Origin of the sequence: Buttiauxella noackiae ATCC 51607 (genome assembly GCF_001654865.1) — a bacterium.
In the GTDB taxonomy this organism is placed as follows: Bacteria; Pseudomonadota; Gammaproteobacteria; order Enterobacterales; family Enterobacteriaceae; genus Buttiauxella; species Buttiauxella noackiae.
Genome location: NZ_LXEO01000016.1, coordinates 32,298 through 58,200, shown reverse-complemented (window position 1 = coordinate 58,200; position 25,903 = coordinate 32,298). Strand labels below are relative to the sequence as shown.

Here is a 25,903-nt window from a genome sequence, read left to right as displayed (position 1 = left end):
TTAGTGCGCATATGGGCAAAAAAAAAGCCGTTAGCGATAAAAGCTAACGGCTGAAAATAACATGTTCCCCGCTACATTACGCGGTAGCTGTTTCCTTAGCGGTCTCAGCTTTTTCATCAGTCTGCTGTGCCATACGGTTCAGCTTAGGCGCAGTGAGCATCATCAGAACCGCGATAACAGCGGTAGCAATACCAATCTGCATGAACACGTGACCATATACAGCCAGTGATTGCAGCGGGTCGGTTACGTTTTCTGGAACAGCCATCAGGTTTGCAACTTTACCTGCAATGATTGCAGCACCAGCGGTAGTCAGGAACCAGCTACCCATGATGAAGCCCATCAGGCGCTGTGGAACCAGCTGTGCAACCATTGCCAGACCCAGACCGGAAATCATCAGTTCACCGATACTCTGCAGCGCATAGCTCAGAATCAACCAGCTTACAGAGACGATACCGGCATCAGATGCGAATTTCGCACCCAGTGGCAGCACCAGGAAGGCCAGGGAACACAGGATCATACCGAACGCAAATTTGTGCGGCATAGGCATACGGTCGCCCATTTTGTTGTAGATTGCAGCCAGAATCGGGCTACCAATCATGATCCAGAATGGGTTCAGTGCCTGGAACTGCTCAGGTTCGAACATCACACCCAGAATGGAGTGTTCAACGTTACGAATAGCAAAGAAGTTCAGAGAGGTTGGCATTTGGCTATACAGCACGAAGAACACAATTGCTTCAACCATCAGAATGAATGCAACAATCATCTTACGACGAGCAGCACCCTGCATTGCGAAAGCTTCTTTAGCAAAGATAACCACGATGCCCAGAGCAACTACGCCCAGAACCATACGTGCGATGCCCTGGTTGTGCAGCAGCCAGGTTGCCGCAGTAATCAGTACCAGAACGCCAACAATGGTCGTTGCCAGTTTGCCAAAATGCACAGGCTGGAAGTCAGGTTTTGAACCGTGGTTTTTGACCCACTTCTTACAGAACATGAAGTTCACGAGAGTGATCAGCATACCCACGAAGCTCAGGGAGAACGCAACGCTCCAACCATACTTCGCTGCAAGCCATGGAGTGGCAAGCATGGAGAAGAATGAACCGATGTTGATGGACATGTAGTACATAGTAAATGCACCGTCCAAACGCGGATCATCTTTTTCATAGCAAGTAGAAAGCAGGGAGGATGGGTTAGCCTTAAACAGACCGTTACCCACAGCGATAGTCGCCATACCCATGTACACCACAGCCACATCGTGACCGGAGTAAGCTACCAGCGCGTAACCGATAGCCAGTACGATAGTACCGAGCACAATGACACGCTTGGTGCCGAGAACTTTATCGCCTAACCAACCACCGATAGCGACCATTCCGTAGACCAGTGCGCTGAAGGAAGAGAACAGGGTGATGGAGTCAGCTTCGGACATACCCAGCATTTTGACCAGGTAAACGGCCATAATACCTTGCAGACCGTAGTAGCCAAAACGCTCCCACAATTCGATAGAGAAAATCAGATAGAACGATTTAGGTTGTTTGAAAGCATTCAGACTAATGCTTTCTGCTGGTTTCTTGTTTGCAGTCGACACATATACCTCTTTTTTTACATCCCAATTTAACAGGAATTTTCTAAGCGTCATGCCAGTGGCATTCGCTTTTTTAGTTATAAGAAAGGGGAAACGGCGGGTAATGTTCACTATCCTGCGGTTCCAGGCAAGGGGTTTGTAATACTCTGTTACATATAACCCTGGCGGAATAAAGCTTCAAAAAGCAAATTGTTATTCAGCGTTAAATTTTATCAAAATGCGCTTTGCCGATTTATTCTCTTTGGTAATGCTAAAAAAAACGCATTTTAGTTATATATTCTGCTTTATGGCTGAATGTGTAGTGATATGGGCGGGGTGTAAAGATTTGTGCAGCCTATTGTACTGCTTAAGTGAGTTAATCACTGAGGAATGCGAGGTTATTTGTTTCATTCTGATGACTTAAATTTAACACTGAGTTATCAGTGTGATCTATGTCACATAGTTATGGAAAATTCTTATCGTAAAAAAACGATTAACCTGTTGAGGTGATTATTCGCCACAGGATGTAAACGAAGCGGCCGGGATTTATAGCATAAATCATTAGAGCCGGAGGTGTTAGCGGTATGGGGGAGTAGAGGATAACAAGATGGCCTACCACAAAAGCAGCAGGCCGGAGGATTAAAGTTCTACTTTCTCTTTGAATTCACACAGATCTTCAATGATGCACGAGCCACAGCGCGGTTTGCGGGCGATACAAGTATAACGGCCATGCAAAATCAGCCAGTGGTGACAGTCGACTTTAAATTCTGCCGGAACCACCTTGAGTAGTTTTTCCTCAACCTGCTCAACATTTTTACCGGGTGCAAAATTGGTGCGGTTGCAGACGCGGAAGATATGAGTATCTACGGCGATAGTGGGCCAGCCAAAGGCAGTGTTAAGCACAACGTTCGCTGTTTTGCGACCAACACCCGGCAGTGCTTCGAGTGCGGCCCTGTCTTCGGGCACCTCTCCGCTATGCAGCTCAATCAACATCCGGCATGTCTTGATGATGTTCTCAGCCTTGCTGTTAAAAAGGCCAATAGTTCTGATGTATGACTTAATGCCATCAACACCTAGCTCCAACATCGCCTGCGGTGTATTAGCCACAGGATAGAGCTTCGCCGTTGCCTTATTGACGCTGACATCGGTCGCCTGAGCTGATAGCAAAACGGCTATCAGCAATTCGAATGGGGAATTGAATTGTAACTCAGTGGTAGGGTGAGGATTGTTGTCACGCAAGCGCGTGAGGATCTCTAACCGTTTGCTCTTATTCATGACGCTTTCTCAGGATTTCCTTCCATTGCAGCAACTTGCGCTGCGCGACGCGTTTTCATCTTTTCATCAATAAGATACTTCACTGCCAGCATTAAGCCCAAGCCGATAAATGCACCGGGTGGCAACATTGCCAGCAGGAAAGGGGTATCAGTGTGGAAAACCTCAATGCGCAGGATTTTTGCCCAACTACCCAGCAGCGCATCGGCACCGTCGAACAACGTCCCATTGCCAATAATTTCACGCAACGAACCTAAAACAAACATTGCACTGGTAGCACCCATACCAATGGCTAAACCATCCAAAGCAGCGAGTGGCACACTGCTTTTTGCAGCAAACGCTTCGGCTCGACCAATAACGATGCAGTTGGTAACAATCAATGGAATGAAAATCCCCAACGACTGATACAGACCGTAAGCGTAGGCATTTATCAGCATCTGTACGGTACTGACTACCGAGGCGATGATCATTACATAAATTGGAATACGAATTTCTGTCGGAACCCAACGGCGCAGGGCGGATACGGCACTGTTGGTCAATACCAGCACCAGCGTAGTCGCAAGGCCAAGTCCAAGGGCGTTGGTGGCAGTAGAGGTCACCGCCAACAGTGGGCAAAGACCTAATAGCTGCACCAGTGCCGAGTTATTTTTCCATAATCCCTGAACGAGAATATTTTTTACTTCGCTCATGGTTGAGCTCCACAGGCAGGAAGATTATCAACTTGAGATGGCAGCGTTTTGGCGAATAATCCCGCTCGTTTTATCGCATTGACAACTGCGCGCGGGGTAATGGTCGCACCGGTAAACTGATCAAACTGGCCGCCATCCTTTTTTACCGCCCAGCTTGAATCATCATTGCCTTGAATGGTTTTGCCGGCAAAATGCGTGATCCAATCGCTCAGGCGGGTTTCGATTTTATCGCCCAGGCCGGGTGTTTCATGGTGTTCTGTGACACGTGAACCTAATACTTTGCCGTTAAAATCAGCCGCGACCAGCAATTGAATGGCGCCAGAATAGCCATCAGGGGCGGTAGTTTCCATGACGACCGCAACGGGTTGTTCACTTTTACGCGCCACATAAATATGGCGTTCGCCTTTCCCTAAGGGGGAATCATTGACGACAACACAACTGCCCTGAATGTTGTTGTCGTAGCTATCGGATGATATCACCTGATCAAATAAAAGCTTCTGCTGTGCAGCGGCCTGTTGTTCGATAGTATCTTTCGTTAAGGCGTTGACGACCGCAGTGAGCCCGGTTGCCAATATCGCAAACAGAGCCAAAGTAACGCCATGTTTTTGCATCGTTTTTAGCATGACGGCTCCTTAGCGATGCCCGTAAGCACGTGGTCGGGTGTAATAATCAATCAACGGCACAGTGATATTTGCCAGCAAAACGGCGAAAGCAACACCATCCGGATAACCACCAAACGTACGAATCAGCCAGACCAGTAATCCAGCCAACGCCCCGAAAATAAGGCGCCCACGATTGGTGGTCGAGGCCGTTACCGGGTCGGTGAGAATGAAAAATGCGCCGAGCATAGTTGCACCTGAGAACAAGTGAATCAGCGGGGATGCACATTTTTCAGGAGCAAACATCCAGCCGAGCGTGGAACACACGGCGAGTGTGAGCAGGAAACTAACCGGAATATGCCAACGAATGGCACCTTTGATAAGCATAAACAGACCGCCCGCCAGGAAAGCGAGGTTAACCCATTGCCAGCCGATACCCGCCAGTACACCGTTATAAATTGGCTCTTGTAACAGATCGTTGGCGGAATACCCGGCACGCAAGCCTGTTTTAAAGGTATCCAGTGGTGTTGCCTGACTTATCCCATCAATACCCATGCGCAACTGCGTCATAGTGTCGCCAGCCAGAGTAGAGCCGGAGAAAATAACGTGCAGCGAATCAACAAAGCCAGGAACCGTAGCGGCCAGTGTGTGTGGAGGTAACCAGGATGTCATCTGTACCGGGAAGGCAATCAGCAATACGACATAACCGACCATTGCAGGATTAAACGGATTGTTACCGAGCCCGCCATACAATTGTTTTGCAATTATCACCGCAAAAACAGTTCCCAGCACTACCATCCACCAGGGGGCAAATGGTGGAATGCTCATCCCTAACAGCAGACCAGTTAATGCGGCAGAGTTGTCACCGAGAATTCTCAGCGGTTGTTTGCGAAGTTTAAGGACCAACAGCTCAGCAGCAACTGCGGTCAGGATGCCTAATGCTATTTGCACCAGACTACCCCAGCCGAACCAATACCAAAGCATCGCCATTCCAGGCAACGTGGCCCAAGTCACCAACAGCATAATCCGAGAGGTGCTTCGCTGGTTATGGGTATAGGGGGAGCTTGCTATTTTGAAAACCATCTATTCCTCTGATGCCATTTGAAGCGCAGCTTTACGTGCCTGAACACGGGCAATAGCGGCGGCCACCGCGGCTTTGCGCGGATCTTGTTTTTCGGCAGGTGTTTCTACAGATTGTTGTTCAGCCTGGGCTGCTTTACGGGCTTTAGCTCGGGCAATAGCTGCTTCAACGGCGGCTTTGCGCGGGTCGATGGATTCGACCTCAGTCGCTTCAGCATCTGATGCCGCTTCATGCGATTGCGCCGCTTTTCGGGCTTTAGCTCGGGCAATAGCTGCTTCAACGGCAGCTTTGCGAGGGTCGATGGTTTCGACCTCAGTCGCTTTAGCATCTGATGCCGCTTCATGCGATTGCGCCGCTTTACGGGCTTTGGCTCGTGCAATAGCTGCTTCAACAGCGGCTTTGCGTGGGTCCGGGCTGGTAGTCTCAGTCGGGCTGTCTTGCGCTTCTTTTTCTGCCTGACGTGCCCGAGCTTGCGCTTTGCGCGCTTCACGCGCTGCAATCACCTGCTGGTTATCAGGCAGGCTACCTGGCTGAATAACAATTGGTTCACTACCTTGAGCTTTTTTGTTTTTCACTCGGGCAAGGGCCGCCTGGATAGCATCATTGTCTTTCGCTGTCGGTTGAACAGCAGCCTGCTTATGACGTTCAAGACGAGCAGCCTTTTCGCGCTCAAGACGAGCCTGACGCGCTTCAAAGCGAACTTTGGCTTCAGCTGTACGTCTGGCTTCCAACTCGATTTCGCGGATCTCAGCCTTTTCCTGGCGGAAATACTGCACTAACGGAATATTACTTGGGCAGACATAGGCACAAGCACCGCATTCGATGCAGTCTTTAAGATTATGCGCCTGGGCTTTATCGTGCTGTTGCCCTCGGCTGAACCAGTAAAGTTGTTGCGGTAACAAATCTGCCGGACAGGAGTCGGCACAGGCGCTGCAACGAATGCAACCCTGTTCTTCTTGCGGCGCGCCCATTTCGTTGGCGTTCGGTGCCAGCAAACAGTTAGTGATTTTTACGACCGGCACATCCAACCAGGGCAGGCTGAAGCCCATCAGCGGGCCGCCCATAATCACTTGTTGATCGTGCCCTGGACGGAATCCGGCAAAGTCGAGCAGATGACGAACAGGTGTGCCCAGTCGTGCCCAGACATTACCTGGCTGTTGGACTGCGCCGCCTGTCAACGTCACCACGCGCTCGGTCAACGGTTCGCCGTCTATAATGGCGCGCTTCACCGCAAACGCAGTACCGACGTTTTGCATCAGCACACCGATATAGGAAGAACGACCACCTTGCGGAACCTGTTTACCCGTCAGAATTTGCGTCAGTTGCTTTGCACCACCGGACGGATATTTGGTTGGGATCACCCGCAGCTCGATACCCTGCGCATTGCAAAGCACCGCACGCAGCATAGAAATCGCCTGCGGTTTATTATCTTCGATGCCAATTAACACGCGCTGCGGTTGCAGAATATGTGCAAGAATTCGAACACCATCGATAATTTGCGCGGCGCAATCCTGCATCAGGCGGTCATCGGCAGTGATGTAGGGTTCGCACTCAGCAGCATTGATAATCAGCGTGTCGATTTTATCGCCGCCGCCTTGTAATTTATTCCCGGTAGGGAAACCTGCGCCACCTAAGCCTGCAACACCGAACTGGTGAATACGGGTAATCAACTCCTCGCGGCTACGGGAGGTGTAGTCGTGCCAGCCATCACGCTCAATCCACTTATCGTCACCATCAGCTTCAATAATTACACTTAGCTCTGCCAGCGCAGAAGGATGGGCAGTGGAGTGGGGGGCAATGGCAGTTACGGTTCCGGATGTGGGGGCGTGAACAGGTAACATACGGCCGCGCCCACGCGTTAAAGGTTGCCCTCGTAACACATAATCGCCAGGTTTTACGCACAGTTCACCTTCAGCACCAATGTGCTGCTTCAGCGGCATAACCAATTTTTGTGGTAACGGAACCTGGCGTAATGGCGTGCCATTGGACTGAGTTTTCATTTCGGGTGGATGAATGCCACCATCGAAATCCCAGATTTTATCTTTTTTAAAACGGGTAAATAACTTAAGCATGTTGCTCCACCGGAATGATACGAACCGGGATTGTTTGCAGATCCCACTTCCAGCTTTCTGTGGTGGTTTCGACCGGTCGCAACTCAATACAGCGAGTAGGACATGGGTCGACACATAAATTGCATCCGGTGCAAAGGTCACTAATAACGGTATGCATTGCGCGGGTTGCGCCAACAATGGCATCTACCGGGCAGGCCTGAATACATTTTGTGCAGCCAATGCAGTTGGCTTCATCGATAACCGCCAACATACGCACAGGCTCCTGCGCTACGGCATCGCCTTCAATCGGCTGCGGGTCGACGTTAAGCAACGTGGCAATCTTTTGCATAACGGCTTCGCCGCCAGGCGCGCACAGATTGATCTTTGCGCCCTGGTTACCAACAGCTTCTGCATACGGACGGCAACCAGGATAGCCGCACTGCCCACATTGGCTTTGTGGCAGTAGTTCATCAATTTTATCAACAATCGGGTCTTCCTGGACCTGAAAGCGGCGTGAGGCATAACCCAGGATAAGCCCAAAGATCAGGCCTAACAGACCCAAAGCAACCACAGCAATCCAAATCGTACTCATCAGAACTTCACCAATCCGCTAAAGCCCATAAATGCCAGAGACATTAAGCCTGCGGTGATAAGCGCGATGGCATTGCCGCGAAAAGGAGCGGGAACATCGGCTACCGCAAGGCGTTCGCGAATCGCGGCAAATAGCACCATTACTAATGAGAAACCTACAGCTGCTGAAAAACCGTAGAGCGCCGATTGCAAAAAATTATGGCCGAGATTGATATTCAGCAATGCAACGCCAAGTACCGCGCAGTTAGTGGTGATGAGCGGTAAAAAGATACCCAACAGGCGATAGAGCGCCGGACTGGTTTTGCGGACTACCATTTCGGTAAATTGCACAACTACGGCAATTACCAGAATAAACGCCAGGGTACGCAGATAGACCAGATCAAGAGGAATAAGGATCAACTCATTGACCAGCCACGCGCAAATCGACGCCAGGGTCAGTACAAAAGTGGTCGCCAGCCCCATGCCGATAGCTGTTTCCAGTTTTTTGGAAACACCCATAAATGGGCACAGGCCAAGAAACTTCACTAATACGAAGTTATTGACCAGAACCGTACCAACAAAGAGCAGCAGATAATCTGTCATGAATGAGACCTGAAACAAAAAAAGCCGCCTATTATCGGCCAATAGACCGATGACGACAACGGGGCGTTTATAAGGTTATTACGGTTTAATAAATGTTTGCTTCACGCGGTTTGAGCGCTTGAGATAAGGAACCAGCAAGGCCGCAGCCAGCAGAGGGAACATCAGCTGACGCAATGCCAGATCGTCACTCACTGGAGAAAACGCGAAAGTTTTAATCGCCAACAACACCGACAGCAATAACCAAAGAATATAATGACGTACTACATTCTTACGGCGTTTGAAGAAGGCAATAGTCAACCACACGGTATAACCCCACATGGCAATCGCGCAGGCGATAGAGGTATACCAGAGCACCACCATTTTGGGGCCTTGTGCGCTCATAAGTCGATGGCTTTCTGGGGAGATAAGCATCATAAGATAAATGGCCAGAGCAATACTGCTGCTGAGTAAGGTCATTAATAGCCATGCGAGAGGGGCCAGGAGCCAGCCTGCAATACGTGGTGCTTGCGTAGGGACTTGGGTTGTCGCCATGTTTCCTCCCGAAAATAATAAGACTTTCCTTATGCGATTCATAAGGCGGGGGGGATTATAAGGTTTTTTCAACACTTTGCTACCGTCGCAGCACTAGACAACATACCGCCAGGCGGATTTTGGCACACAACCTAAATCAAACAGTCGCCCACCAGAAACTAATTCAGCACGACGATGATCGGCCGCGCGATACATATTCATCAGGTCAGTATTATCAGTCAGAGTGTAATTAAGATGGTCGAAGAGTTTTTCAAGGCTTTCAAGCGAGCTGATTTTACGAAACTTCATTAAATAATCGAGAGCGGTCATGAGGTGTAGTTATCCATGCAGTAAATGGCCAGGGCACGCTGTGCGTATGGTGTGTGCAAATAATAAACGAAAAGAGTCATTCATATATATAACCTAATGCTCATGATTGATTTTTTAGGAGTTTTCATGGGCTGATAAGCGGCATAACTGATGCTCAGGGTTGCTCTCTACAAGACACTCGTCTGGTGAGTGCGCAACTAGAACGCAACAATATAATTACCTGTTGTTACAATCCCCAGGATAGTATCCAATAGATTGTCCAAAAATATGAGGAAAGCAAATGAGTGATAACATTCGTGTCGGACTAATCGGTTACGGTTACGCCAGCAAGACGTTTCATGCCCCCTTAATTGTGGGTTCGCCGGGGATGGTTCTGGCGGGTGTCTCCAGCAGCGATGCCACGAAAGTTCATGCTGACTGGCCAAACATGCCGGTAGTCTCTGATCCTCATCATCTGTTCAATGACCCTAATATCGATTTAATTGTCATTCCAACACCAAACGATACGCACTTTCCGTTGGCTAAAGCAGCACTGGAGGCGGGTAAACATGTCGTTGTCGATAAACCGTTTACCGTGACGTTGTCACAAGCACGTGAGCTTGATGCTCTGGCGAAAAGCTGCGGCTTATTGCTTTCGGTATTTCATAATCGCCGTTGGGACAGCGATTTCTTAACGCTGAAAACATTACTGGCAGACGGCACTTTGGGTGAAGTTGCGTATTTTGAATCGCATTTCGACCGCTACCGCCCGCAGGTTCGTAATCGCTGGCGTGAGCAGGCCGGTGTCGGGAGCGGGATTTGGTACGATTTAGGGCCACATCTTATCGACCAGGCGCTGAATCTTTTCGGTCTGCCGGTTAGTTTGACCGTGGATTTAGGTCAATTGCGTCCAGGTGCGCAAGCAACAGATTACTTCCATGCTGTGCTGGCCTATCCGCAGCGTCGTGTTGTGCTGCATGGCACTTTGCTGGCAGCGGCAGAAACTGCTCGCTATATCGTGCATGGCACACGTGGCAGCTACATCAAATATGGCCTTGACCCACAAGAAGACCGTCTGAAAGCGGGCGAACGTTTGCCGCAGGAGGATTGGGGCTACGATATGCGTGATGGCGTATTAACGTTAGCGCAGGGCGAGGTGATGGCCGAACAAACATTGCTAACCGTACCGGGTAATTATCCGGCTTACTACGCAGGTATTCGTGACGCTCTGACCGGACACGGTGAAAACCCGGTTCCTGCGGCACAGGCCATCCAGGTTATGGAAATGATTGAATTAGGTATGGAATCTGCGAAACACCGCGCAACGTTGAACCTTGCGTAACACTCGTGGTTAGCAACATCTCACCCTGGTTTATACAGCAGGGTGAGATGAGCGCCTTACTGCGCAGTCGGTTTTAAAATTGTGCCAGTGCTTTTGTGTTCTGCCAGATATTGGTGCTGGAAAATACACATACGAATCGTGTTGCGGTATTCGCCGTTAATAAAGAATTCGTGGATTAATTCACCTTCCACCATAAAGCCCAGCTTCTTATAGATATGCACAGCTTTTTCATTTTCTTTATCAACAATCAAATACAGCTTGTACAGGTTTAACACCATAAACCCATAATCCATCGCAAGTTTTGCGGCGCGCGATGCAAGGCCTTTGCCCTGATAGTCAGGAGAAATAATTATCTGGAATTCAGCGCGGCGGTGAACATGGTTAATTTCAACCAGCTCGACCAGGCCTGCTTTTTCACCGTTACACTCGATAACAAAGCGGCGTTCACTCTGATCGTGAATATGTTTGTCATACAGGTCCGACAACTCGACAAACGCTTCATAAGGTTCTTCAAACCAGTAGCGCATCACGCTTGCATTGTTGTCCAACTGGTGGACGAAGCGGAGATCTTCGCGCTCCAGTGGGCGAAGCTTGATTTGTAGATCGTGGCTCATTTGAATTCCTTTCAAAGTGAATAAGGCTCCTGTTAAGAAGCCTTATTGGGTAACAGTACCAAATTACGGCGCGACAGTTCGACCAGTACGGCGGTCCAGGCAACGTAGGGTGTTAGGTTCCCAGTATGCGTTAACGTTAGCACTTTTCTGGCAATTATCGCGGGCATCAAAAGCCGTGTCGGTTTTGTCCCACTCTTTTTCGGCGCGTTTGTTCACTTTTTGGCGTAGAGAGCGTGTGTCATTCCATTGCTCTTTGTCCATCGCCGCATCCTGGCGAGTTTGCGCATTGTCACCCGATTCAATGATCAGCTTATTGGTCTGAGCATGGAGTGGTTGAACAAACGCAAATGCACTCAGCAGCAACGCCAATGGCAGTGTTGCCGTGGTGAGACGTTTGCGAAGGATTGTGTTCATTGCTATTTCCTTTTAGGGTGAAGCCCGACTTGTTAAAGTCAATAAATTATGGCGTGGGATACGTACCAGACGACCCATTATTGACCCCATTATCCCAGAGATTGTTCAATATGATCAAAACAACCTTGCTTTTTTTTGCCACCGCGCTTGCTGAAATCATCGGCTGCTTTTTACCGTGGCTATGGTTAAAACGTGACGGTTCCCCACTATTGTTGATTCCCGCAGCCTTCTCCCTTGCGATATTTGTCTGGTTATTAACCTTTCATCCAGCTGCCAGCGGGCGCGTTTATGCCGCATACGGCGGGGTGTACGTTGTTACCGCCTTGCTGTGGTTACGTTGGGTAGATGGGGTCAAATTAAGTACTTATGACTGGGTAGGCGCGACAGTCGCATTCTGCGGCATGTTGATCATTGTTGCTGGCTGGAGCCGTGCCTGAACAATTCCTCTTTTCCCTCTAAAAATAACCCCGCCGCCTTCTCATTCGAAATGTAACCCTATGCAAGAGTCGCAAAATAATTGTGACTCATTCCGCTAAAATTCGATTCATATACTTGTATGGTAGTTGGGTCAGGGTTAATTTCTTCCTCATTGAAGACTAATGATCTGATGTGTTGTAAGGAAACCTGAATGAAAATTGTAAAAGCAGAAGTATTTGTGACTTGCCCTGGGCGCAACTTTGTCACGCTAAAAATCACCACCGACGATGGGTTAACAGGCCTCGGCGATGCCACTTTAAATGGTCGCGAATTACCGGTTGCATCGTATCTGAAAGATCACGTTTGCCCGCAGCTCATTGGTCGCGATGCGCACCGCATCGAAGATATCTGGCAGTTTTTCTATAAAGGCGCTTACTGGCGCCGTGGGCCAGTAACCATGTCTGCGATTTCAGCCGTCGACATGGCGTTGTGGGACATCAAAGCAAAAGCCGCCAACATGCCGCTCTACCAGTTGTTGGGTGGGGCATCGCGTGAAGGGGTGATGGTTTATTGCCACACCACCGGTCATTCCATCGACGACGTGCTGGAAGATTACGCGCGCCATAAAGAGATGGGCTTCAAAGCTATTAGAGTGCAATGCGGCGTGCCGGGAATGAAAACGACCTACGGTATGGCAAAAGGCAAAGGCTTGTCTTACGAACCAGCAACCAAAGGCGACTGGCCAGAAGAACAGTTATGGTCGACGGAGAAATACCTCGATTTCACACCGAAATTGTTTGAGGCAGTGCGCAACAAATTTGGTTTCAACGAGCATTTGTTACATGACATGCACCACCGCCTGACGCCAATCGAAGCCGCGCGTTTTGGTAAAAGCATCGAAGAACATCGCCTTTTCTGGATGGAAGATCCAACACCCGCAGAAAATCAGGCGTGTTTCCGCCTGATTCGCCAGCATACCGTCACGCCAATTGCTGTTGGTGAGGTGTTTAACAGCATCTGGGACTGCAAACAGCTTATCGAAGAACAGCTTATTGATTACATCCGCACCACTATTACACATGCGGGGGGCATTACGGGTATGCGCCGTATTGCTGATTTTGCCTCGCTTTATCAGGTGCGTACTGGCTCTCACGGGCCTTCCGATCTTTCTCCTGTTTGCATGGCTGCCGCGCTGCATTTTGACCTGTGGGTACCGAACTTTGGCGTCCAGGAATATATGGGCTACTCCGAGCAGATGCTGGAAGTTTTCCCGCATAACTGGACGTTTGATAACGGTTATATGCACCCAGGTGATAAACCCGGGCTCGGCATTGAATTCGATGAAAAACTGGCCGCGAAATATCCCTACGAACCCGCTTATTTACCGGTTGCTCGCTTAGAAGATGGCACATTGTGGAACTGGTAATCCACTCATCAAATTAAATTTAAATAACCATAAGATGAACAATGGAGAAGCAACATGAGTTTCATCAACGATCGTTTCATGATTAATAATGAAGTAGGGTGTAGATTATATTCTGAGGTGGCGAAGTCGCTACCGGTGATCGATTATCATTGTCACCTTAATGCACAAGAAATTTACGAAAATAAATCATTTTCTGATATCACCGAGCTCTGGCTATCTGGTGATCATTATAAATGGCGCGCAATGCGCGCCAATGGTATCCCTGAAAATAAAATTACTGGTAATGCGACAGTGGCAGAAAAGTTTCAGGCATGGGCCGAAACGGTAGAATCCAGTTATGGTAATCCACTCTATCACTGGACACATCTTGAGCTCGATTTTTACTTCGGTATTCAAGAAAATCTAGGTTCTCATAATTGGCATGAGATAATGGACTCCTGCAATAGATTATTGTGTCAGGATGATTTTAAACCACGCAGTTTAATTTCTCGTTCTAATGTCGAAGTCGTTTGCACTACAGATTCACCATTAGATTCCCTGGAGTATCATAAACGATTACAGGAGGACTCTAACTTCACAACCAAAGTATTGCCAACATTTCGTCCAGATGAGGTGTTTGAGGAAGACTTGAAGACGTTTTCTCAATTTATTAATAAGTTATCCGAACTGACCTCCGTTAAGATTCATGACTTTTCTGACTTTAGTAAGGCTATTGGTAAAAGGGTTGACTGGTTTCACGAAGTAGGGTGTCGGATTTCCGACCATGGTCCTATTGATATTCAATATTTATCCGCTACTGAAGCTGAGGTTGATATTGTTTTTTCGCGCAAACTGAAAGGAGAAAAAATAAATAAGAGTGAATCTATTGTTCTCAGTAGTGCTATTTTAATCATGCTTGCAAAGCATTACAAAGAGCATGACTGGGCTATGCAAATTCATTTTGGAGCAATCCGCAGTAATAATACCCGGATGAAAAATGCATTGGGGATTAATACTGGGTTTGATTCGATTAGCGACCAATGCCACTTGGCTCAGGGTCTAAACGGGCTGTTGGATGCAATGGCTCAACGTGATTCACTCCCTAAGACTATCATCTATAATCTCAATGCCAGCTACAACGATGTTGTGGCAACAACGATTGCAAATTTCCAGTCTGGTGAAGACGGTATTAAATCACCGATCCAGTTTGGTTCTGGTTGGTGGTTTAACGACACGCGACGGGGTATGGAAAACCAATTGAATTGTCTGGCTGACCAGGGCTTATTGATGAATTTTATTGGCATGCTGACCGATTCGCGCAGTTTTATTTCCTATACTCGTCATGATTATTTCCGTCGCATACTCTGTAACCTTATCGGTGGTTGGGTAGAGCGCGGAGAGGTTCCTGACAATAAAAAAGTGCTGTCGAAAATTATAAAAAATATCTGTCACGACAATGCCAAAAACTATTTTTCGTTTTGATTACTACCTACGTGATGAGGATGGAATATGTCTCGTACCAATAAAAAAATTACAATCCCCGTTAGTATCGGTTATGGCGTAACGGATATTATGGGTGGTGGTGCTTTTACCGTTATAGGCGCCTGGTTATTATTTTTCTACACAACGTTTGTTGGCTTGTCTCCCGTTGAAGCAGCCTCAATTGTAGCCATTGCGCGAATCGTCGATGCTATTGTTAGTTTGTTTATGGGTAGTTTTACCGACCACTTTTATAAAAATTATTTAGGTAAGAAGTTTGGTCGTAGACGTTTCTTCTTGTTAATTGGCGCACCGTTGATGCTGGTTTACTCTTTATTATGGGTGAATGGCATGAATTTTGGTTTCTATCTGGCTGTTTACTTGGCGTTTGAAATTATTGCAGCGATGGTTCTGATTCCATGGGAAACATTACCGTCAGAGATGACTAAGGATTTTAACTCTCGTACCAAGCTATCCACCTGTCGAATGTTCTTTTCCGCATCAGGTACTTTCCTGGCAACATTTATTCCAGGGTTGTTAATTAGCCACTATGGTGAACATGATGCAAATGCTTATTTGATTAATGGTGTGGTATTCGCAGTTCTGTTTATGTTGTGCGTATTTATCTCCTGGAAAGTCACCTGGGAACGTGATCTCACCCCTGAAATGCTAGCTGAGTTGGAACAACCAAGGAAGATAATGACGTTCTCAGAAAAAGTTATTGCACTTGGAAGATTATTCGCGGAATACGCCAGCACGCTTAAAGTCAGAGCATTCAGAAAACATCTGGCTATTTATTTACTCTCGTTTACCGCAAAAGATGTTTATAACACGGTGTTTGTTTTCTTCTGCGTATATTGCCTGAATGTTTCTTCTTCACTAGCTGGAACATTGCTGTCCATGAGTATTGTGGGTTTACCTGTCACATTAGTTGCAGGGATGGCCATCATCAAATATGGGCCATCACGACTTTATGTATTTGCGTATAGCGTCATGATGTTGTGTTTAGTTGGTTTGTTTATGGTCTATCAATTCCCGACTGAAAACAAAATCATGCTGCTTGTGACACTGGCTGCGGTTTACCAGGTTGGACGCTGTGTTCTTGAATTTACCCCCTGGAATGTTTTCCCGTTCATTCCAGACATTGACGAAATGATCACTCGCCAGCGTCGTGAAGGGTTATTTGCCGCGGTAATGACGTTCTCTCGTAAAACAACCGTTGCGATTGCAACCTTTATTGTCGGTGTATTGTTGCAGTTTGGCGGTTTTGTGAAAGGCAGTCAGGTTCAACCTGAAGCAGCGGTAAATATGATTGCAACGCTGTTGTTTGCTGGCACCGCAGGACTGCTTATTTTGGCACTTTGGCAGGCACTCACGTTCCGTTTAAACAAACGGACTCACAAGATTTTTGTGGATGAAGTTGAACGCCTGAAAGCGCACGGTGCGAAGAAAGATGTTCATCCTGAGACACGGAAAGTGGTTGAGGATTTAACGGGGTGTAGTTACGAGAAGTTATGGCTTGAGAAAAAAGCTGACTCAACCAAAACAACGACTCCTGTGCCACTGATGCGCTAACGATTGAATGTCATAAATGTGAGTTGTTATACATCTTTCGGGGTTGTGTCATACCAAAAGTAATAAAGTTTAATGCAAATCAATATGCAGACTACCATGTCAGGTAGTCTGTGGCAGTCCCCAAGTTCACTACTCAGCGAGTTTTAAAATGGAAAACAAGCTCTTATCTGCAAAAGCTATTCTCCCAAAATATGACCGTAGCAAACTGGTATCCCGTATCGTTCATCTTGGTTTCGGTGCATTCCATCGTGCTCATCAGGCAGTTTACGCCGATATCCTGGCTAATGAGCACGGCAGCGATTGGGGTTACTGCGAAGTCAATCTGATTGGTGGCGAACAGCAAATTGCTGATTTGAAACAGCAAGACAACCTTTATAGCGTGGCAGAAATGTCTGCCGACGCATGGCATTGCCGCGTTGTAGGTGTGGTGAAAGAAGCCATTCACGCACAGGTTGATGGCCTGGAAGCGGTATTTACCGCAATGACTCAACCTGAAGTTGCGATTGTCTCTTTAACCGTGACTGAAAAAGGCTACTGCCACACTCCGGCAACCGGCACTATCTTGCTCGATCATCCATTAATTGCACACGACCTGGCCAATCCGCAGCAGCCGAAATCGGCACCTGGTGTGATTGTTGAAGCACTGGCTCGCCGTAAAGCGGCTGGTTTGCCGGCATTTAGCGTGATGTCCTGCGACAATATGCCAGAAAATGGCCACGTAACACGTAACGTCATTACAGCGTACGCTCAGGCAATTAACCCAGAGCTGGCGACATGGATTGAATCTCATGTGACATTCCCATCCACTATGGTTGACCGCATTGTTCCGGCTGCTACGGCAGAAACTCTGGAACAAGTTGCAAAAGCAACGGGGGTCGCTGACCCTGTGGCTATCGCATGTGAACCATTCCGCCAGTGGGTCATCGAAGATAACTTTGTTGCTGGCCGTCCTGAGTGGGAAAAAGCCGGTGCTGAACTGGTTAAAGATGTTCTGCCATACGAAGAAATGAAATTGCGCATGCTTAACGGTAGCCACTCATTCCTGGCATACCTCGGCTACCTGGCGGGTTATCAGCACATTTCTGAATGCATGCTGGATGAGAATTATCGTCGCACTGCGCACGCTTTAATGCTGCAAGAACAAGCGCCAACGCTGAAAGTGCAGGGCGTTGATCTGGCGAAATATGCCGATTCATTGATTGCGCGTTATACCAACCCGGCACTGCGCCACCGTACCTGGCAAATCGCAATGGACGGTAGCCAGAAACTGCCACAGCGCTGGTTAGATTCCATTCGCTGCCATCTGGCAAACGGCGGCAAATTCTCTCTGCTGGCTCTGGGTGTCGCAGGTTGGATGCGTTACGTGGGTGGTGTTGACGAGCAAGGTAATGCAATCGAGGTCAGTGATCCGCTGCTGTCTGCCATTGAACAAGCAGTGAGCGCAAGTCAGGAAGGGGAAACCCGTGTTAAAGCTCTATTGGGGCTGAAAACTATCTTTGGTGAAGATTTACCTGCTAACGAGAAATTCGTAGCCCAGGTGACTGAATCTTATCTGGCACTGCGTGAAAACGGCGCGAAAGCGACGGTTGCAAAATTCTGAATATAACGTTCTACACTCGCCCGGAAACGGGCGAGATATTACTCTTCACTAAACCAGTCACGTTTTTCTTTGCGAATCAACAGTATTGACTGGCTAATCTCATGCAGATGGCGATGCATCGCCTGATCCACACTGTCTTCATCTTTGCGTTTAAGCGCCTCAAAAATATCGTGATGCTGTGAAAGCAACATTTCCGGTGGCGTGACGTGATCAAGGCTCATGTAACGCACTCGGTCCATGGTTGCTTTGATATTTTCGACGGTATCCCACGCCAGGCTACAATCGGCAACCAAAGCTAATTGCTGGTGGAACTCATCGTCTAACTGGAAGAAATCATCCATCTGGTTACGGTCAATGGCGGTTCGTTGCTGGTTCAATAATTGCTCAAGCATATACAGATGTTCATCTGTTGCCATACTTGCTGCACGTTTCACCACTGCGCGCTCAATAGCTTCACGCACGAAACAACCATTCTTTACCTGGCTTACAGATATTTTGTTCACGTAAGTGCCGCGCTGTGGGCGAATTTGCACCAGCCCGGTTTCTGCCAGTTTAATAAATGCTTCGCGCACCGGTTGGCGTGAGACTTCAAACCGTATAGACACTTCTTTTTCAGAAAGGGGTGTTCCAGGTGGAATTAAGCAACGAACAATATCACGACGCAAAATGCGGTAGATTTGTTGGTTTACAGGTTGTGTGGGGTTGAGCAAGTTTGACGGTGACATGAATTTTTTCTTATCGTTGATGAGCCGCGCAAATTTAACATTTATTTGTACGATCGCCCATACCCAGAATAGTGATGTGGGTATGGGCTGGTTGATTAACCTTCTCGGTGAACACTCAATCCGGCAAATGACTGGCTAACTGGCATCATCTCCAGCGTGTTGATGTTGACGTGCTTTGGTAGCGTTGCAACCCACCAGACAGCTTCAGTGACATCTTCTGCCGTCAGCGCATTGGCATTTTCGTAGGTTTTTTCAACCTTGCCATCATCGCCTTTGAAACGCACGTTAGAAAACTCAGTACCGCCCACCAGGCCCGGCTCAATATCTGTCACGCGGATGGCCGTTTTATGCAGGTCTGTACGCAGGTTCAGGCTGAACTGGCGTACGAACGCTTTTGTTGCGCCATAAACGTTGCCACCGGCATACGGCCAACTCCCTGCGGTAGAGCCAATATTGATGATGTGACCACGATTGCGCTCCACCATACCAGGCAGCACGGCGCGAGTCATATAGACCAGACCTTTATTGTTTGTATCGATCATGGTTTCCCAGTCATCCGGGTCGGCTTTGTGTGCAGGCTCCATGCCCAGCGCCAGACCAGCATTATTGACCAGAATATCAATATTGCGCCATTCGGCAGGCAACTGCTCCATCGCTTGTTCGATAGCCGCGCGGTTACGAACATCAAGTTGCAGTGTAATGATGCTATCGCCCAGTTCTTCTTTAAGCTCTTGTAGACGTTCGTGGCGGCGGCCAGTGGCAATCACTTTATGACCCTGTTGCACAAAACGACGGGTAATACTCTCACCAAATCCGGCAGTGGCGCCGGTTACCAGAATAATCATCTCACTGTTCCTCAACGCTTTTTATGTCGCAATACCTTAGCACGCTAAGGCTGTTAGTGATAATTGAACTTTAGTATGGCAGCACCTGTGCATTACTGGTGCAACAAGGCCATGTCTGTGCAACGTGTTGGTGCAGGCTATTCCTCAAATTTTAACAATCCAACTCATGATATCAAAAGGCAACCGTTTGCAGGAGTGAGCAATCGTTTGCATGCTAAAAAGTTGCGCGAATGTTGCGCAACAAGAGTGTGTGTAATCTAAGCTGTTGTTATAAAAATGATTAAATCTAAATTCCAACATGGCATCAACATTGCAGCTATTAACTCATTCTTCACAAGCCCCTTACAGGTACAGCGATGACAGTTAATTACACGCAAGCGCTACGCGGTCAGTTTTTCGATATGACTCAAACCGGGACACATCCCGACGAATTACTGGCTAATGCTCGTCATCACGAAGATGCAGTGCTGTTCCTTAATGAAGGCACTGTAGTTGCGTTGTTGCCATGGGAAGAAGGGCGCAGCTATCTGCGTGCTGAAAATGATTACATTGATTATCGCGGTAAGCTGATTATCCCGGGCTTCGTTGATACCCATCTGCATTATCCACAAACTGAAATGATTGGTGCTTATGGTGAACAACTATTGGAATGGCTGCAGACCTATACCTTCCCGGTTGAAAGCCAATATCAGGATAGTTCGCATGCGGAAAAAATGTCAGCCTTCTTCCTTAGCCAGTTACTGAGTAATGGTACAACCACGGCACTGGTATTTGGCACCGTACATCCGCAATCGGTCGATGCGCTTTTTAGCGCGGCAGAACATCTCTCGATGCGGCTTATTGCCGGTAAAGTGATGATGGACCGCAACTCCCCGGAATATCTCACGGAAACACCCGAGCAAAGCTACCTGCAGACCCGCGAACTTATTCAACGCTGGCACAAAAAAGGGCGGCTGAACTATGCGCTGACGCCACGTTTCGCGCCAACATCCTCACCGGAATTACTCGCTGCGGTACAAACGTTACGTGAAGAGTTTCCCGATACCTGGCTGCACACTCATCTTAGTGAAAACAGCGATGAAGTCGCCTGGGTAAAAAGCCTGTGGCCGGAATCTGAAAGCTACCTGGGCGTCTATCACCAGTATCAATTGACGGGGAAACGCAGCGTATTTGCTCATGCTATCCACTTGCAGGAGTGCGAATGGGATTGCCTGCATCGAACCGAATCGGCAATCGCCTTCTGCCCAACCTCTAACCTGTTTCTCGGTAGTGGCTTGTTTAACTTAAAGCAGTGCCATGACCGAGGGATCCGCATGGGCATCGGTACCGATGTGGGCGCAGGCACGACCTTTAATATGCTGCAAACGCTGGCTGAAGCGTACAAAGTCGCGCAACTTCAAGGTTACCGTTTGTGTGCCAGCGAAGCGTTTTATCACGCAACCCTTGGCGGCGCTCATGCGCTGGATCTCGACGATAAAATTGGCAATTTCTTACCCGGCAAAGAGGCCGATTTTGTGGTGTTGGATTTAGCGGTCACTCCGCTGCAAAAACTACGCTATGCCAATAGCCGCGATATCTATGAAAAATTATTCGTGCTGATGACGCTTGGAGACGATCGCAACATCTGGCACACCTGGGTCAACGGCAAATGCGTGTGGCAGCGAGATACGCTGGAGGTCGCGGCATGATTCAATTTTTGCTAAATCAAACATTAAAAACCCTCGACGATGTGGACCCGAACACCACAGTGCTGAACTGGTTACGCGGCAGTGAGCATCGTTGTGGCAGCAAAGAAGGGTGTGCATCTGGTGATTGTGGGGCCTGTACAGTGGTGCTCGGTCAAGTCGAAGGCGAGAATATGCGCTACCAGACGGCAAATGGCTGTATCACACTCGTCAGCCAGCTCGCAGGCAAACAACTGCTGACGGTGGAAGATTTATCGCAAGGCAGTGAGTTGCATCCGGTACAGCAGGCGATGGCGGATTGCCATGCATCACAATGCGGCTTTTGTACTCCAGGTTTTGTTATGTCGGGATTTGCACTGCAAAAATCTCACGCAGCCGCACAGCGCCATGAGATTGAAAAGAGCCTTGCGGGAAATCTTTGCCGCTGTACTGGCTATCGCCCAATTATTGACGCTATGCAGCATAGCTGTGTAACCACGCAAGATCAGTTCACTCGCACTGAATCGCAAACTGTGTCGCGATTAAAAGCGCTACAACCAACGGAGATGGTAGAGCTGACGAAATCCAACCGTTGCCTGTTACCTAAAACAGTTTCCCAGTTGGCTGTACTTTATCAACAAAATCCGCAGGCAAGCTTGCTGGCAGGGGGCACCGATCTGGCGCTGACGATAACCCAGCAGTACCAATCACTGCCATTGATTATCGGGCTTAACCAGATTGATGAACTTAAGACGATTACGGTGACGGAAAGCCAGATTCGTATTGGGGCGATGGCAACGTTGCTGGCGTGTCAGGACGCCTTACAACCTTTAATTCCGGCGTTTGCACAGGTACTTGATCGTTTTGCCTCTGCGCAAATTCGCAACCACGGCACACTGGTAGGGAATTTGGCGAATGCCTCGCCTATAGGCGATGGGGCACCGATGTTACTGGCTCTGGGTGCTGAACTCGAACTGCGCTGCGGCGACACCGTGCGCATACTGCCGCTGGCTGAATTCTTCCTGAGCTATCGTAAAACCGCTTTGCAACCCGGTGAATTTATCAGCGCGGTGCTGATTGAGCGCGCTGCTATCGCCCCGACATTTGCCGCGTGGAAAATCTCAAAGCGAATGGATGATGACATTTCGACGGTATTTGGCGCATTTAACCTGCATTTCAATGATGGCGTGGTGACAAGTGCAAAGCTGGCATTTGGTGGCATGGCTGCGATCCCGGCGCGAGCTAAACGTGCGGAGCAAACGCTTTCAGGCTTACCATTCACACAGCAAACATTAGACCTGGCATGTCATGCACTGGCAGCAGACTTCCAGCCGTTAACAGATTTCCGGGGTTCAGGTCGTTACCGTTTGATTGTTGCGCAAAATCTACTCAGGCGTTTGCTATTACAACAAACCGAACCCGGTTATTTGCTGGAGGTAAAAAGCTATGTCAACTAATCCGGTGCGCCTTTCAGAGCAGGCATTAATTAAGCAATTTTCCCGTGAAATGAGTGGTGGAGCGGGTAAGAGCCGTAAGCATGAAAGTGCTGATAAGCATGTGAGTGGTAAAGCTGAATACATTGATGACAAGCTGACATTGCCGGGTATGTTGTATCTGTGCCCGATTCTTAGCCAACATGCTCATGCGCGAATTACCAGAATCGACACTACCGAGTGTTACTCCGTTGCTGGCGTGGTGCGAGTCTTTAGCTGGCGGGATGTTCCCGGCGAACTGGACATTGGCCCGTTGGCACCAGGCGATCCGCTATTTGCCCGAGATCTGGTTGAATACCACGGACAGGTTGTACTGACGGTGGCTGCGGAAACGTCCGAGGCGGCGCGCGCTGCGGCACTCAAAGCGGTCATTGAATACGAAGTTCTTGAGCCGGTGCTGGATGTCGAAGAAGCCTTGCGCCGCGAGCTATACGTGCAAGAACCGCACGTTCATCAACGTGGCGATGCAGAGCGAGCGCTGGTTTCAGCGGCGCATCGTATTCAGGGGCAATTTCATATCGGCGGGCAGGAACACTTTTATCTCGAAGGGCAAATTGCCGTGGTGCAGCCAGGTGAAGACGGCAGCCTTATGGTCTGGTCGTCGACCCAACATCCTACCGAAGTACAAAAATTGGTGGCTTCGGTGCTGGGGGTGACGATGAATAAAGTCACCGTCGATATGCGCCGTATGGGTGGCGGCTTTGGTGGCAAAGAAACGCAGGCTGCGGGGATTGCCTGCCACGCGGCGCTGGTTGCCGCGTTAACCGGACGACCGGTGAAAATGCGCCTTTCGCGTCGTGACGATATGCGTATCACCGGTAAACGGCATCCGTTTTTTGTGCGCTATGACGTAGGCTTTACCGACGAAGGAATCCTGAACGGCGTGGTAATCGATCTGGCGGCCAACTGCGGTTACTCGCTGGATCTGTCGGGATCGATCTGCGATCGCGCGATGTTCCATGCCGATAATGCCTACTATCTGGGTGATGCCAGAATAACAGGCTATCGCTGTCGTACGAATCTGGCATCCAATACGGCATATCGCGGGTTTGGTGGGCCGCAGGGGATGGTCGCCATCGAACAGATTATGGATCACATTGCCCGCGACTTAGGTCTTGATCCGCTGGAAGTGCGTAAACGTAATTACTACGGTGATACTGAGCGTAACGTCACGCACTATCACCAGACGGTTGAACACAACATCATGCCGGAAATCACCCGCCAGCTTGAGGCGAGTGCCGATTACCACGAAAGGCGTGTACAAATCAGCGAATTCAACCGCCATAGCCCAGTGTTAAAACGTGGCCTGGCGCTCACGCCGGTCAAATTTGGCATCTCTTTTACCTCCAGTTTTCTCAACCAGGCCGGTGCACTGTTGCTGATTTATACCGATGGCACGGTGCAACTTAACCACGGTGGCACGGAAATGGGACAGGGGTTGAATACCAAAGTGGCGCAGGTGGTTGCCGACGTGCTGCAAATTCCTGTGGAACAGATCCAGGTTACGGCGACCAATACTGGGAAAGTGCCCAACACCTCACCAACGGCGGCGTCATCTGGTGCCGATCTTAATGGCAAAGCCGCAGAAATTGCGGCGCTGGCAATTAAAGAACGGCTGGTGGAAATGCTATGCCGCTTGCACAAATGCAGCGCTGAACAGGTGGCGTTTCGTAATGGCGTGGTGAAAGTCCCGGGGCGGCATTTTAGCTTCGCTGAGATCGCCAACCTGGCGTGGTTGAATCAGGTGCCTCTATCAGCAACCGGATTCTACAAAGTGCCCGGAGTCCATTACGATCGAGCGGCTGGGCGCGGGCAGCCGTTTTACTATTTCTCCTACGGCGCGGCATGTTCGGAAGTGATTATCGACACACTGACGGGCGAGTATCGCCTGCTGCGCACGGACATTCTGCATGATGTTGGCAATTCGCTAAATCCGGCGCTGGATATTGGGCAAATCGAAGGGGGTTTTGTGCAGGGCGCAGGTTGGTTGACTTGTGAAGAGCTGGTGTGGGATGAAAAAGGGCGACTGCTGACCGACAGCCCGATGAGTTACAAAATCCCGGCTATCAGCGATGCACCAACCGACTTCAGAGTTAAGCTGCTGGAGAATCATGCTAACCCGCAGCACACGGTTTATCGTTCCAAAGCGGTCGGTGAACCGCCGTTTATGTTAGGAATTTCAGTGTGGTGCGCTTTGCAAGATGCGGTGGCAAGCGTCTCGAATTACCAGAAACACCCGCTGTTAGATGCCCCTGCAACGCCGGAGCGCGTTTTCTGGGGCTGTCAGGAGGTCCCATGAATGATGAATGGATTAGCATTCTGATGCAGCTACGCGAGCGCCGCGAACCGTGCATATTGCTTACGCTGTTGGCTGACAAAGGCTCAGTGCCGAGAAATTGTGGCACCAAGATGATTGTCGGGCGAAAGCAGAATTTCCTGACTATCGGTGGCGGGCATCTTGAATTCCAGTGCATTGCGATGGCGCGTGAGATGCTGGAAAAGCAGGCTACACAACCGCATACCGAGCATTTTAATCTTGGCGCGCGGCTAGGGCAGTGTTGTGGTGGCATGACCACTGTTTTATTTGAACCGCTAATCCAGCCGCAGCCACACATCATGGTTTTCGGTGCAGGCCATGTAGGGCAAGCGCTGGTGGCATTATTATCAACGTTACCCTGTCACATAACATGGGTGGACGAGCGTCCTGATATGTTTGCAGCGGCCCCAAAAGGGGTAACAACCTTGCAGGCTGAAGACCCATTGGATGCGGTGAAATCGGCTCCAGAGCAAAGCTATTTTATTGTAATGACACATCACCATCCGTGCGATCTTGAACTGACCGAAGCGATACTTAAACGTGGTGATTACCGCTATCTGGGCTTGATTGGTTCGCAAACCAAACGGCAACGCTTTGAATATCGGCTTTCGGGAAAAGGGATTACGGCTGAACAACTCTGCACGCTGCGTTGCCCGGTTGGCCTGCCGGATGTGAAAGGTAAACTCCCGGCGGAGATCGCCGTCGCCATCGCCGCGGAGATTATTGCCGTGTATCAGGCGGCCAGTTGAGCTATAAGTTATCTTTTGC

At 49.0% G+C, this 25,903-nt stretch carries 24 protein-coding genes; 10 read left to right on the top strand and 14 right to left on the bottom strand.

Annotated features, from left to right (window positions below; translation table 11 throughout):
• Positions 1 to 76 precede the first annotated feature (76 nt).
• From dtpA to ydgT, 10 genes are all read right to left on the bottom strand, one after another.
• Complete coding sequence (dtpA, locus tag M979_RS07350; RefSeq protein WP_034457046.1) at positions 77 to 1,585, bottom strand: dipeptide/tripeptide permease DtpA; 1,509 nt, start codon at positions 1,583 to 1,585, stop codon at positions 77 to 79.
• Between the two features lie 615 nt (positions 1,586 to 2,200).
• Positions 2,201 to 2,836: an endonuclease III gene (nth, locus tag M979_RS07345; protein WP_064554298.1), complete on the bottom strand. Its 636-nt coding sequence runs from the start codon at positions 2,834 to 2,836 to the stop codon at positions 2,201 to 2,203.
• Positions 2,833 to 3,522 carry an electron transport complex subunit E gene (locus M979_RS07340; RefSeq protein WP_034455390.1) on the bottom strand — a complete coding sequence of 230 codons (690 nt, stop codon included), beginning with the start codon at positions 3,520 to 3,522 and terminating at the stop codon, positions 2,833 to 2,835. Before M979_RS07340 ends, nth begins: the two co-directional genes overlap by 4 nt.
• Positions 3,519 to 4,145 carry an electron transport complex subunit RsxG gene (gene rsxG, locus M979_RS07335; RefSeq protein ID WP_064554297.1) on the bottom strand — a complete coding sequence of 209 codons (627 nt, stop codon included), beginning with the start codon at positions 4,143 to 4,145 and terminating at the stop codon, positions 3,519 to 3,521. Before rsxG ends, M979_RS07340 begins: the two co-directional genes overlap by 4 nt.
• A 9-nt stretch (positions 4,146 to 4,154) precedes the next feature.
• Positions 4,155 to 5,204, bottom strand: a complete 1,050-nt coding sequence (gene rsxD, locus M979_RS07330) for an electron transport complex subunit RsxD (RefSeq protein WP_064554296.1) — start codon at positions 5,202 to 5,204, stop codon at positions 4,155 to 4,157.
• Complete coding sequence (rsxC, locus tag M979_RS07325; RefSeq protein WP_064554295.1) at positions 5,205 to 7,274, bottom strand: electron transport complex subunit RsxC; 2,070 nt, start codon at positions 7,272 to 7,274, stop codon at positions 5,205 to 5,207.
• Positions 7,267 to 7,845, bottom strand: coding sequence for an electron transport complex subunit RsxB (gene rsxB, locus M979_RS07320; protein WP_034455394.1), 579 nt, complete (start codon positions 7,843 to 7,845; stop codon positions 7,267 to 7,269). The genes rsxC and rsxB overlap by 8 nt, the downstream gene beginning before the upstream one ends.
• Positions 7,845 to 8,426 carry an electron transport complex subunit RsxA gene (rsxA, locus tag M979_RS07315; RefSeq protein WP_034455395.1) on the bottom strand — a complete coding sequence of 194 codons (582 nt, stop codon included), beginning with the start codon at positions 8,424 to 8,426 and terminating at the stop codon, positions 7,845 to 7,847. The genes rsxB and rsxA overlap by 1 nt, the downstream gene beginning before the upstream one ends.
• A gap of 78 nt (positions 8,427 to 8,504) precedes the next feature.
• Positions 8,505 to 8,957 carry a DUF2569 domain-containing protein gene (locus M979_RS07310; RefSeq protein WP_064554294.1) on the bottom strand — a complete coding sequence of 151 codons (453 nt, stop codon included), beginning with the start codon at positions 8,955 to 8,957 and terminating at the stop codon, positions 8,505 to 8,507.
• Between the two features lie 93 nt (positions 8,958 to 9,050).
• Complete coding sequence (ydgT, locus tag M979_RS07305) at positions 9,051 to 9,266, bottom strand: transcription modulator YdgT (RefSeq protein WP_034455397.1); 216 nt, start codon at positions 9,264 to 9,266, stop codon at positions 9,051 to 9,053.
• Positions 9,267 to 9,546: 280 nt separating this feature from the next.
• On the opposite strand from ydgT, the gene M979_RS07300 reads away from it, so the two are divergent.
• On the top strand, positions 9,547 to 10,587 hold the full coding sequence (locus tag M979_RS07300; protein ID WP_064554293.1) for an oxidoreductase: 1,041 nt from the start codon (positions 9,547 to 9,549) through the stop codon (positions 10,585 to 10,587).
• A 56-nt stretch (positions 10,588 to 10,643) separates the two neighbouring features.
• On the opposite strand, the gene speG is transcribed toward M979_RS07300, so the two are convergent.
• Complete coding sequence (speG, locus tag M979_RS07295) at positions 10,644 to 11,201, bottom strand: spermidine N1-acetyltransferase (protein ID WP_034455399.1); 558 nt, start codon at positions 11,199 to 11,201, stop codon at positions 10,644 to 10,646.
• 63 nt (positions 11,202 to 11,264) lie between these two features.
• The gene (locus M979_RS07290) at positions 11,265 to 11,615 is read right to left on the bottom strand and encodes a DUF1283 family protein (RefSeq protein ID WP_034455400.1); all 351 of its coding nucleotides are present in this window, start codon (positions 11,613 to 11,615) and stop codon (positions 11,265 to 11,267) included.
• A 110-nt stretch (positions 11,616 to 11,725) separates the two neighbouring features.
• Here M979_RS07290 and M979_RS07285 point away from each other — a divergent pair, with 110 nt between their 5' ends.
• The 5 genes from M979_RS07285 (at position 11,726) to M979_RS07265 (ending at position 18,091) form a co-directional block, all read left to right on the top strand.
• Positions 11,726 to 12,052, top strand: coding sequence for a YnfA family protein (locus M979_RS07285; protein WP_034455401.1), 327 nt, complete (start codon positions 11,726 to 11,728; stop codon positions 12,050 to 12,052).
• Between the two features lie 191 nt (positions 12,053 to 12,243).
• The gene (gene rspA / locus M979_RS07280; protein ID WP_064554292.1) at positions 12,244 to 13,458 is read left to right on the top strand and encodes a starvation-sensing protein RspA; all 1,215 of its coding nucleotides are present in this window, start codon (positions 12,244 to 12,246) and stop codon (positions 13,456 to 13,458) included.
• Between the two features lie 54 nt (positions 13,459 to 13,512).
• A complete protein-coding gene (uxaC, locus tag M979_RS07275; RefSeq protein ID WP_064554291.1) occupies positions 13,513 to 14,919 on the top strand; it encodes a glucuronate isomerase in 1,407 nt (468 codons plus the stop codon).
• 27 nt (positions 14,920 to 14,946) lie between these two features.
• On the top strand, positions 14,947 to 16,491 hold the full coding sequence (locus tag M979_RS07270; RefSeq protein WP_064554290.1) for an MFS transporter: 1,545 nt from the start codon (positions 14,947 to 14,949) through the stop codon (positions 16,489 to 16,491).
• A 148-nt stretch (positions 16,492 to 16,639) separates the two neighbouring features.
• Complete coding sequence (locus M979_RS07265; RefSeq protein WP_064554289.1) at positions 16,640 to 18,091, top strand: mannitol dehydrogenase family protein; 1,452 nt, start codon at positions 16,640 to 16,642, stop codon at positions 18,089 to 18,091.
• Between the two features lie 38 nt (positions 18,092 to 18,129).
• On the opposite strand, the gene M979_RS07260 is transcribed toward M979_RS07265, so the two are convergent.
• Together M979_RS07260 and ydfG are read right to left on the bottom strand one after the other, a co-directional pair.
• Entirely contained in the window at positions 18,130 to 18,816 is a 687-nt protein-coding gene (locus M979_RS07260; RefSeq protein ID WP_034455406.1) for a GntR family transcriptional regulator, read from the bottom strand.
• Positions 18,817 to 18,911: 95 nt separating this feature from the next.
• A complete protein-coding gene (gene ydfG, locus M979_RS07255) occupies positions 18,912 to 19,661 on the bottom strand; it encodes a bifunctional NADP-dependent 3-hydroxy acid dehydrogenase/3-hydroxypropionate dehydrogenase YdfG (protein ID WP_064554288.1) in 750 nt (249 codons plus the stop codon).
• Positions 19,662 to 20,017: 356 nt separating this feature from the next.
• Between ydfG and guaD the strand changes: the two genes are divergently transcribed.
• The 4 genes from guaD to xdhC are packed head-to-tail and all read left to right on the top strand — an operon-like array spanning position 20,018 to position 25,884.
• Positions 20,018 to 21,349 carry a guanine deaminase gene (gene guaD, locus M979_RS07250; RefSeq protein WP_064554287.1) on the top strand — a complete coding sequence of 444 codons (1,332 nt, stop codon included), beginning with the start codon at positions 20,018 to 20,020 and terminating at the stop codon, positions 21,347 to 21,349.
• Positions 21,346 to 22,782, top strand: coding sequence for a xanthine dehydrogenase small subunit (xdhA, locus tag M979_RS07245; protein WP_064554286.1), 1,437 nt, complete (start codon positions 21,346 to 21,348; stop codon positions 22,780 to 22,782). Before guaD ends, xdhA begins: the two co-directional genes overlap by 4 nt.
• Before the next feature lie 49 nt (positions 22,783 to 22,831).
• Complete coding sequence (gene xdhB / locus M979_RS07240) at positions 22,832 to 25,117, top strand: xanthine dehydrogenase molybdopterin binding subunit (RefSeq protein ID WP_425338129.1); 2,286 nt, start codon at positions 22,832 to 22,834, stop codon at positions 25,115 to 25,117.
• Positions 25,114 to 25,884: a xanthine dehydrogenase accessory protein XdhC gene (xdhC, locus tag M979_RS07235; RefSeq protein ID WP_064554284.1), complete on the top strand. Its 771-nt coding sequence runs from the start codon at positions 25,114 to 25,116 to the stop codon at positions 25,882 to 25,884. Before xdhB ends, xdhC begins: the two co-directional genes overlap by 4 nt.
• The last annotated feature ends 19 nt before the right edge of the window (positions 25,885 to 25,903 follow it).

Coding starts and splice junctions, on each gene's coding strand:
- M979_RS07285 (WP_034455401.1), top strand. CDS start 11,726: ATGATCAAAACAACCTTGCTTTTTTTTGCCACCGCGCTTGCTGAAATC.
- M979_RS07300 (WP_064554293.1), top strand. CDS start 9,547: ATGAGTGATAACATTCGTGTCGGACTAATCGGTTACGGTTACGCCAGC.
- M979_RS07260 (WP_034455406.1), bottom strand. CDS start 18,816: ATGTCACCGTCAAACTTGCTCAACCCCACACAACCTGTAAACCAACAA.
- ydgT (WP_034455397.1), bottom strand. CDS start 9,266: ATGACCGCTCTCGATTATTTAATGAAGTTTCGTAAAATCAGCTCGCTT.
- rsxB (WP_034455394.1), bottom strand. CDS start 7,845: ATGAGTACGATTTGGATTGCTGTGGTTGCTTTGGGTCTGTTAGGCCTG.
- M979_RS07340 (WP_034455390.1), bottom strand. CDS start 3,522: ATGAGCGAAGTAAAAAATATTCTCGTTCAGGGATTATGGAAAAATAAC.
- guaD (WP_064554287.1), top strand. CDS start 20,018: ATGACAGTTAATTACACGCAAGCGCTACGCGGTCAGTTTTTCGATATG.
- M979_RS07265 (WP_064554289.1), top strand. CDS start 16,640: ATGGAAAACAAGCTCTTATCTGCAAAAGCTATTCTCCCAAAATATGAC.
- rsxD (WP_064554296.1), bottom strand. CDS start 5,204: ATGGTTTTCAAAATAGCAAGCTCCCCCTATACCCATAACCAGCGAAGC.
- rsxC (WP_064554295.1), bottom strand. CDS start 7,274: ATGCTTAAGTTATTTACCCGTTTTAAAAAAGATAAAATCTGGGATTTC.
- M979_RS07290 (WP_034455400.1), bottom strand. CDS start 11,615: ATGAACACAATCCTTCGCAAACGTCTCACCACGGCAACACTGCCATTG.
- uxaC (WP_064554291.1), top strand. CDS start 13,513: ATGAGTTTCATCAACGATCGTTTCATGATTAATAATGAAGTAGGGTGT.
- xdhB (WP_425338129.1), top strand. CDS start 22,832: ATGAGTGGTGGAGCGGGTAAGAGCCGTAAGCATGAAAGTGCTGATAAG.
- xdhA (WP_064554286.1), top strand. CDS start 21,346: ATGATTCAATTTTTGCTAAATCAAACATTAAAAACCCTCGACGATGTG.
- xdhC (WP_064554284.1), top strand. CDS start 25,114: ATGAATGATGAATGGATTAGCATTCTGATGCAGCTACGCGAGCGCCGC.
- M979_RS07310 (WP_064554294.1), bottom strand. CDS start 8,957: ATGGCGACAACCCAAGTCCCTACGCAAGCACCACGTATTGCAGGCTGG.
- speG (WP_034455399.1), bottom strand. CDS start 11,201: ATGAGCCACGATCTACAAATCAAGCTTCGCCCACTGGAGCGCGAAGAT.
- rspA (WP_064554292.1), top strand. CDS start 12,244: ATGAAAATTGTAAAAGCAGAAGTATTTGTGACTTGCCCTGGGCGCAAC.
- ydfG (WP_064554288.1), bottom strand. CDS start 19,661: ATGATTATTCTGGTAACCGGCGCCACTGCCGGATTTGGTGAGAGTATT.
- rsxG (WP_064554297.1), bottom strand. CDS start 4,145: ATGCTAAAAACGATGCAAAAACATGGCGTTACTTTGGCTCTGTTTGCG.
- M979_RS07270 (WP_064554290.1), top strand. CDS start 14,947: ATGTCTCGTACCAATAAAAAAATTACAATCCCCGTTAGTATCGGTTAT.
- nth (WP_064554298.1), bottom strand. CDS start 2,836: ATGAATAAGAGCAAACGGTTAGAGATCCTCACGCGCTTGCGTGACAAC.
- rsxA (WP_034455395.1), bottom strand. CDS start 8,426: ATGACAGATTATCTGCTGCTCTTTGTTGGTACGGTTCTGGTCAATAAC.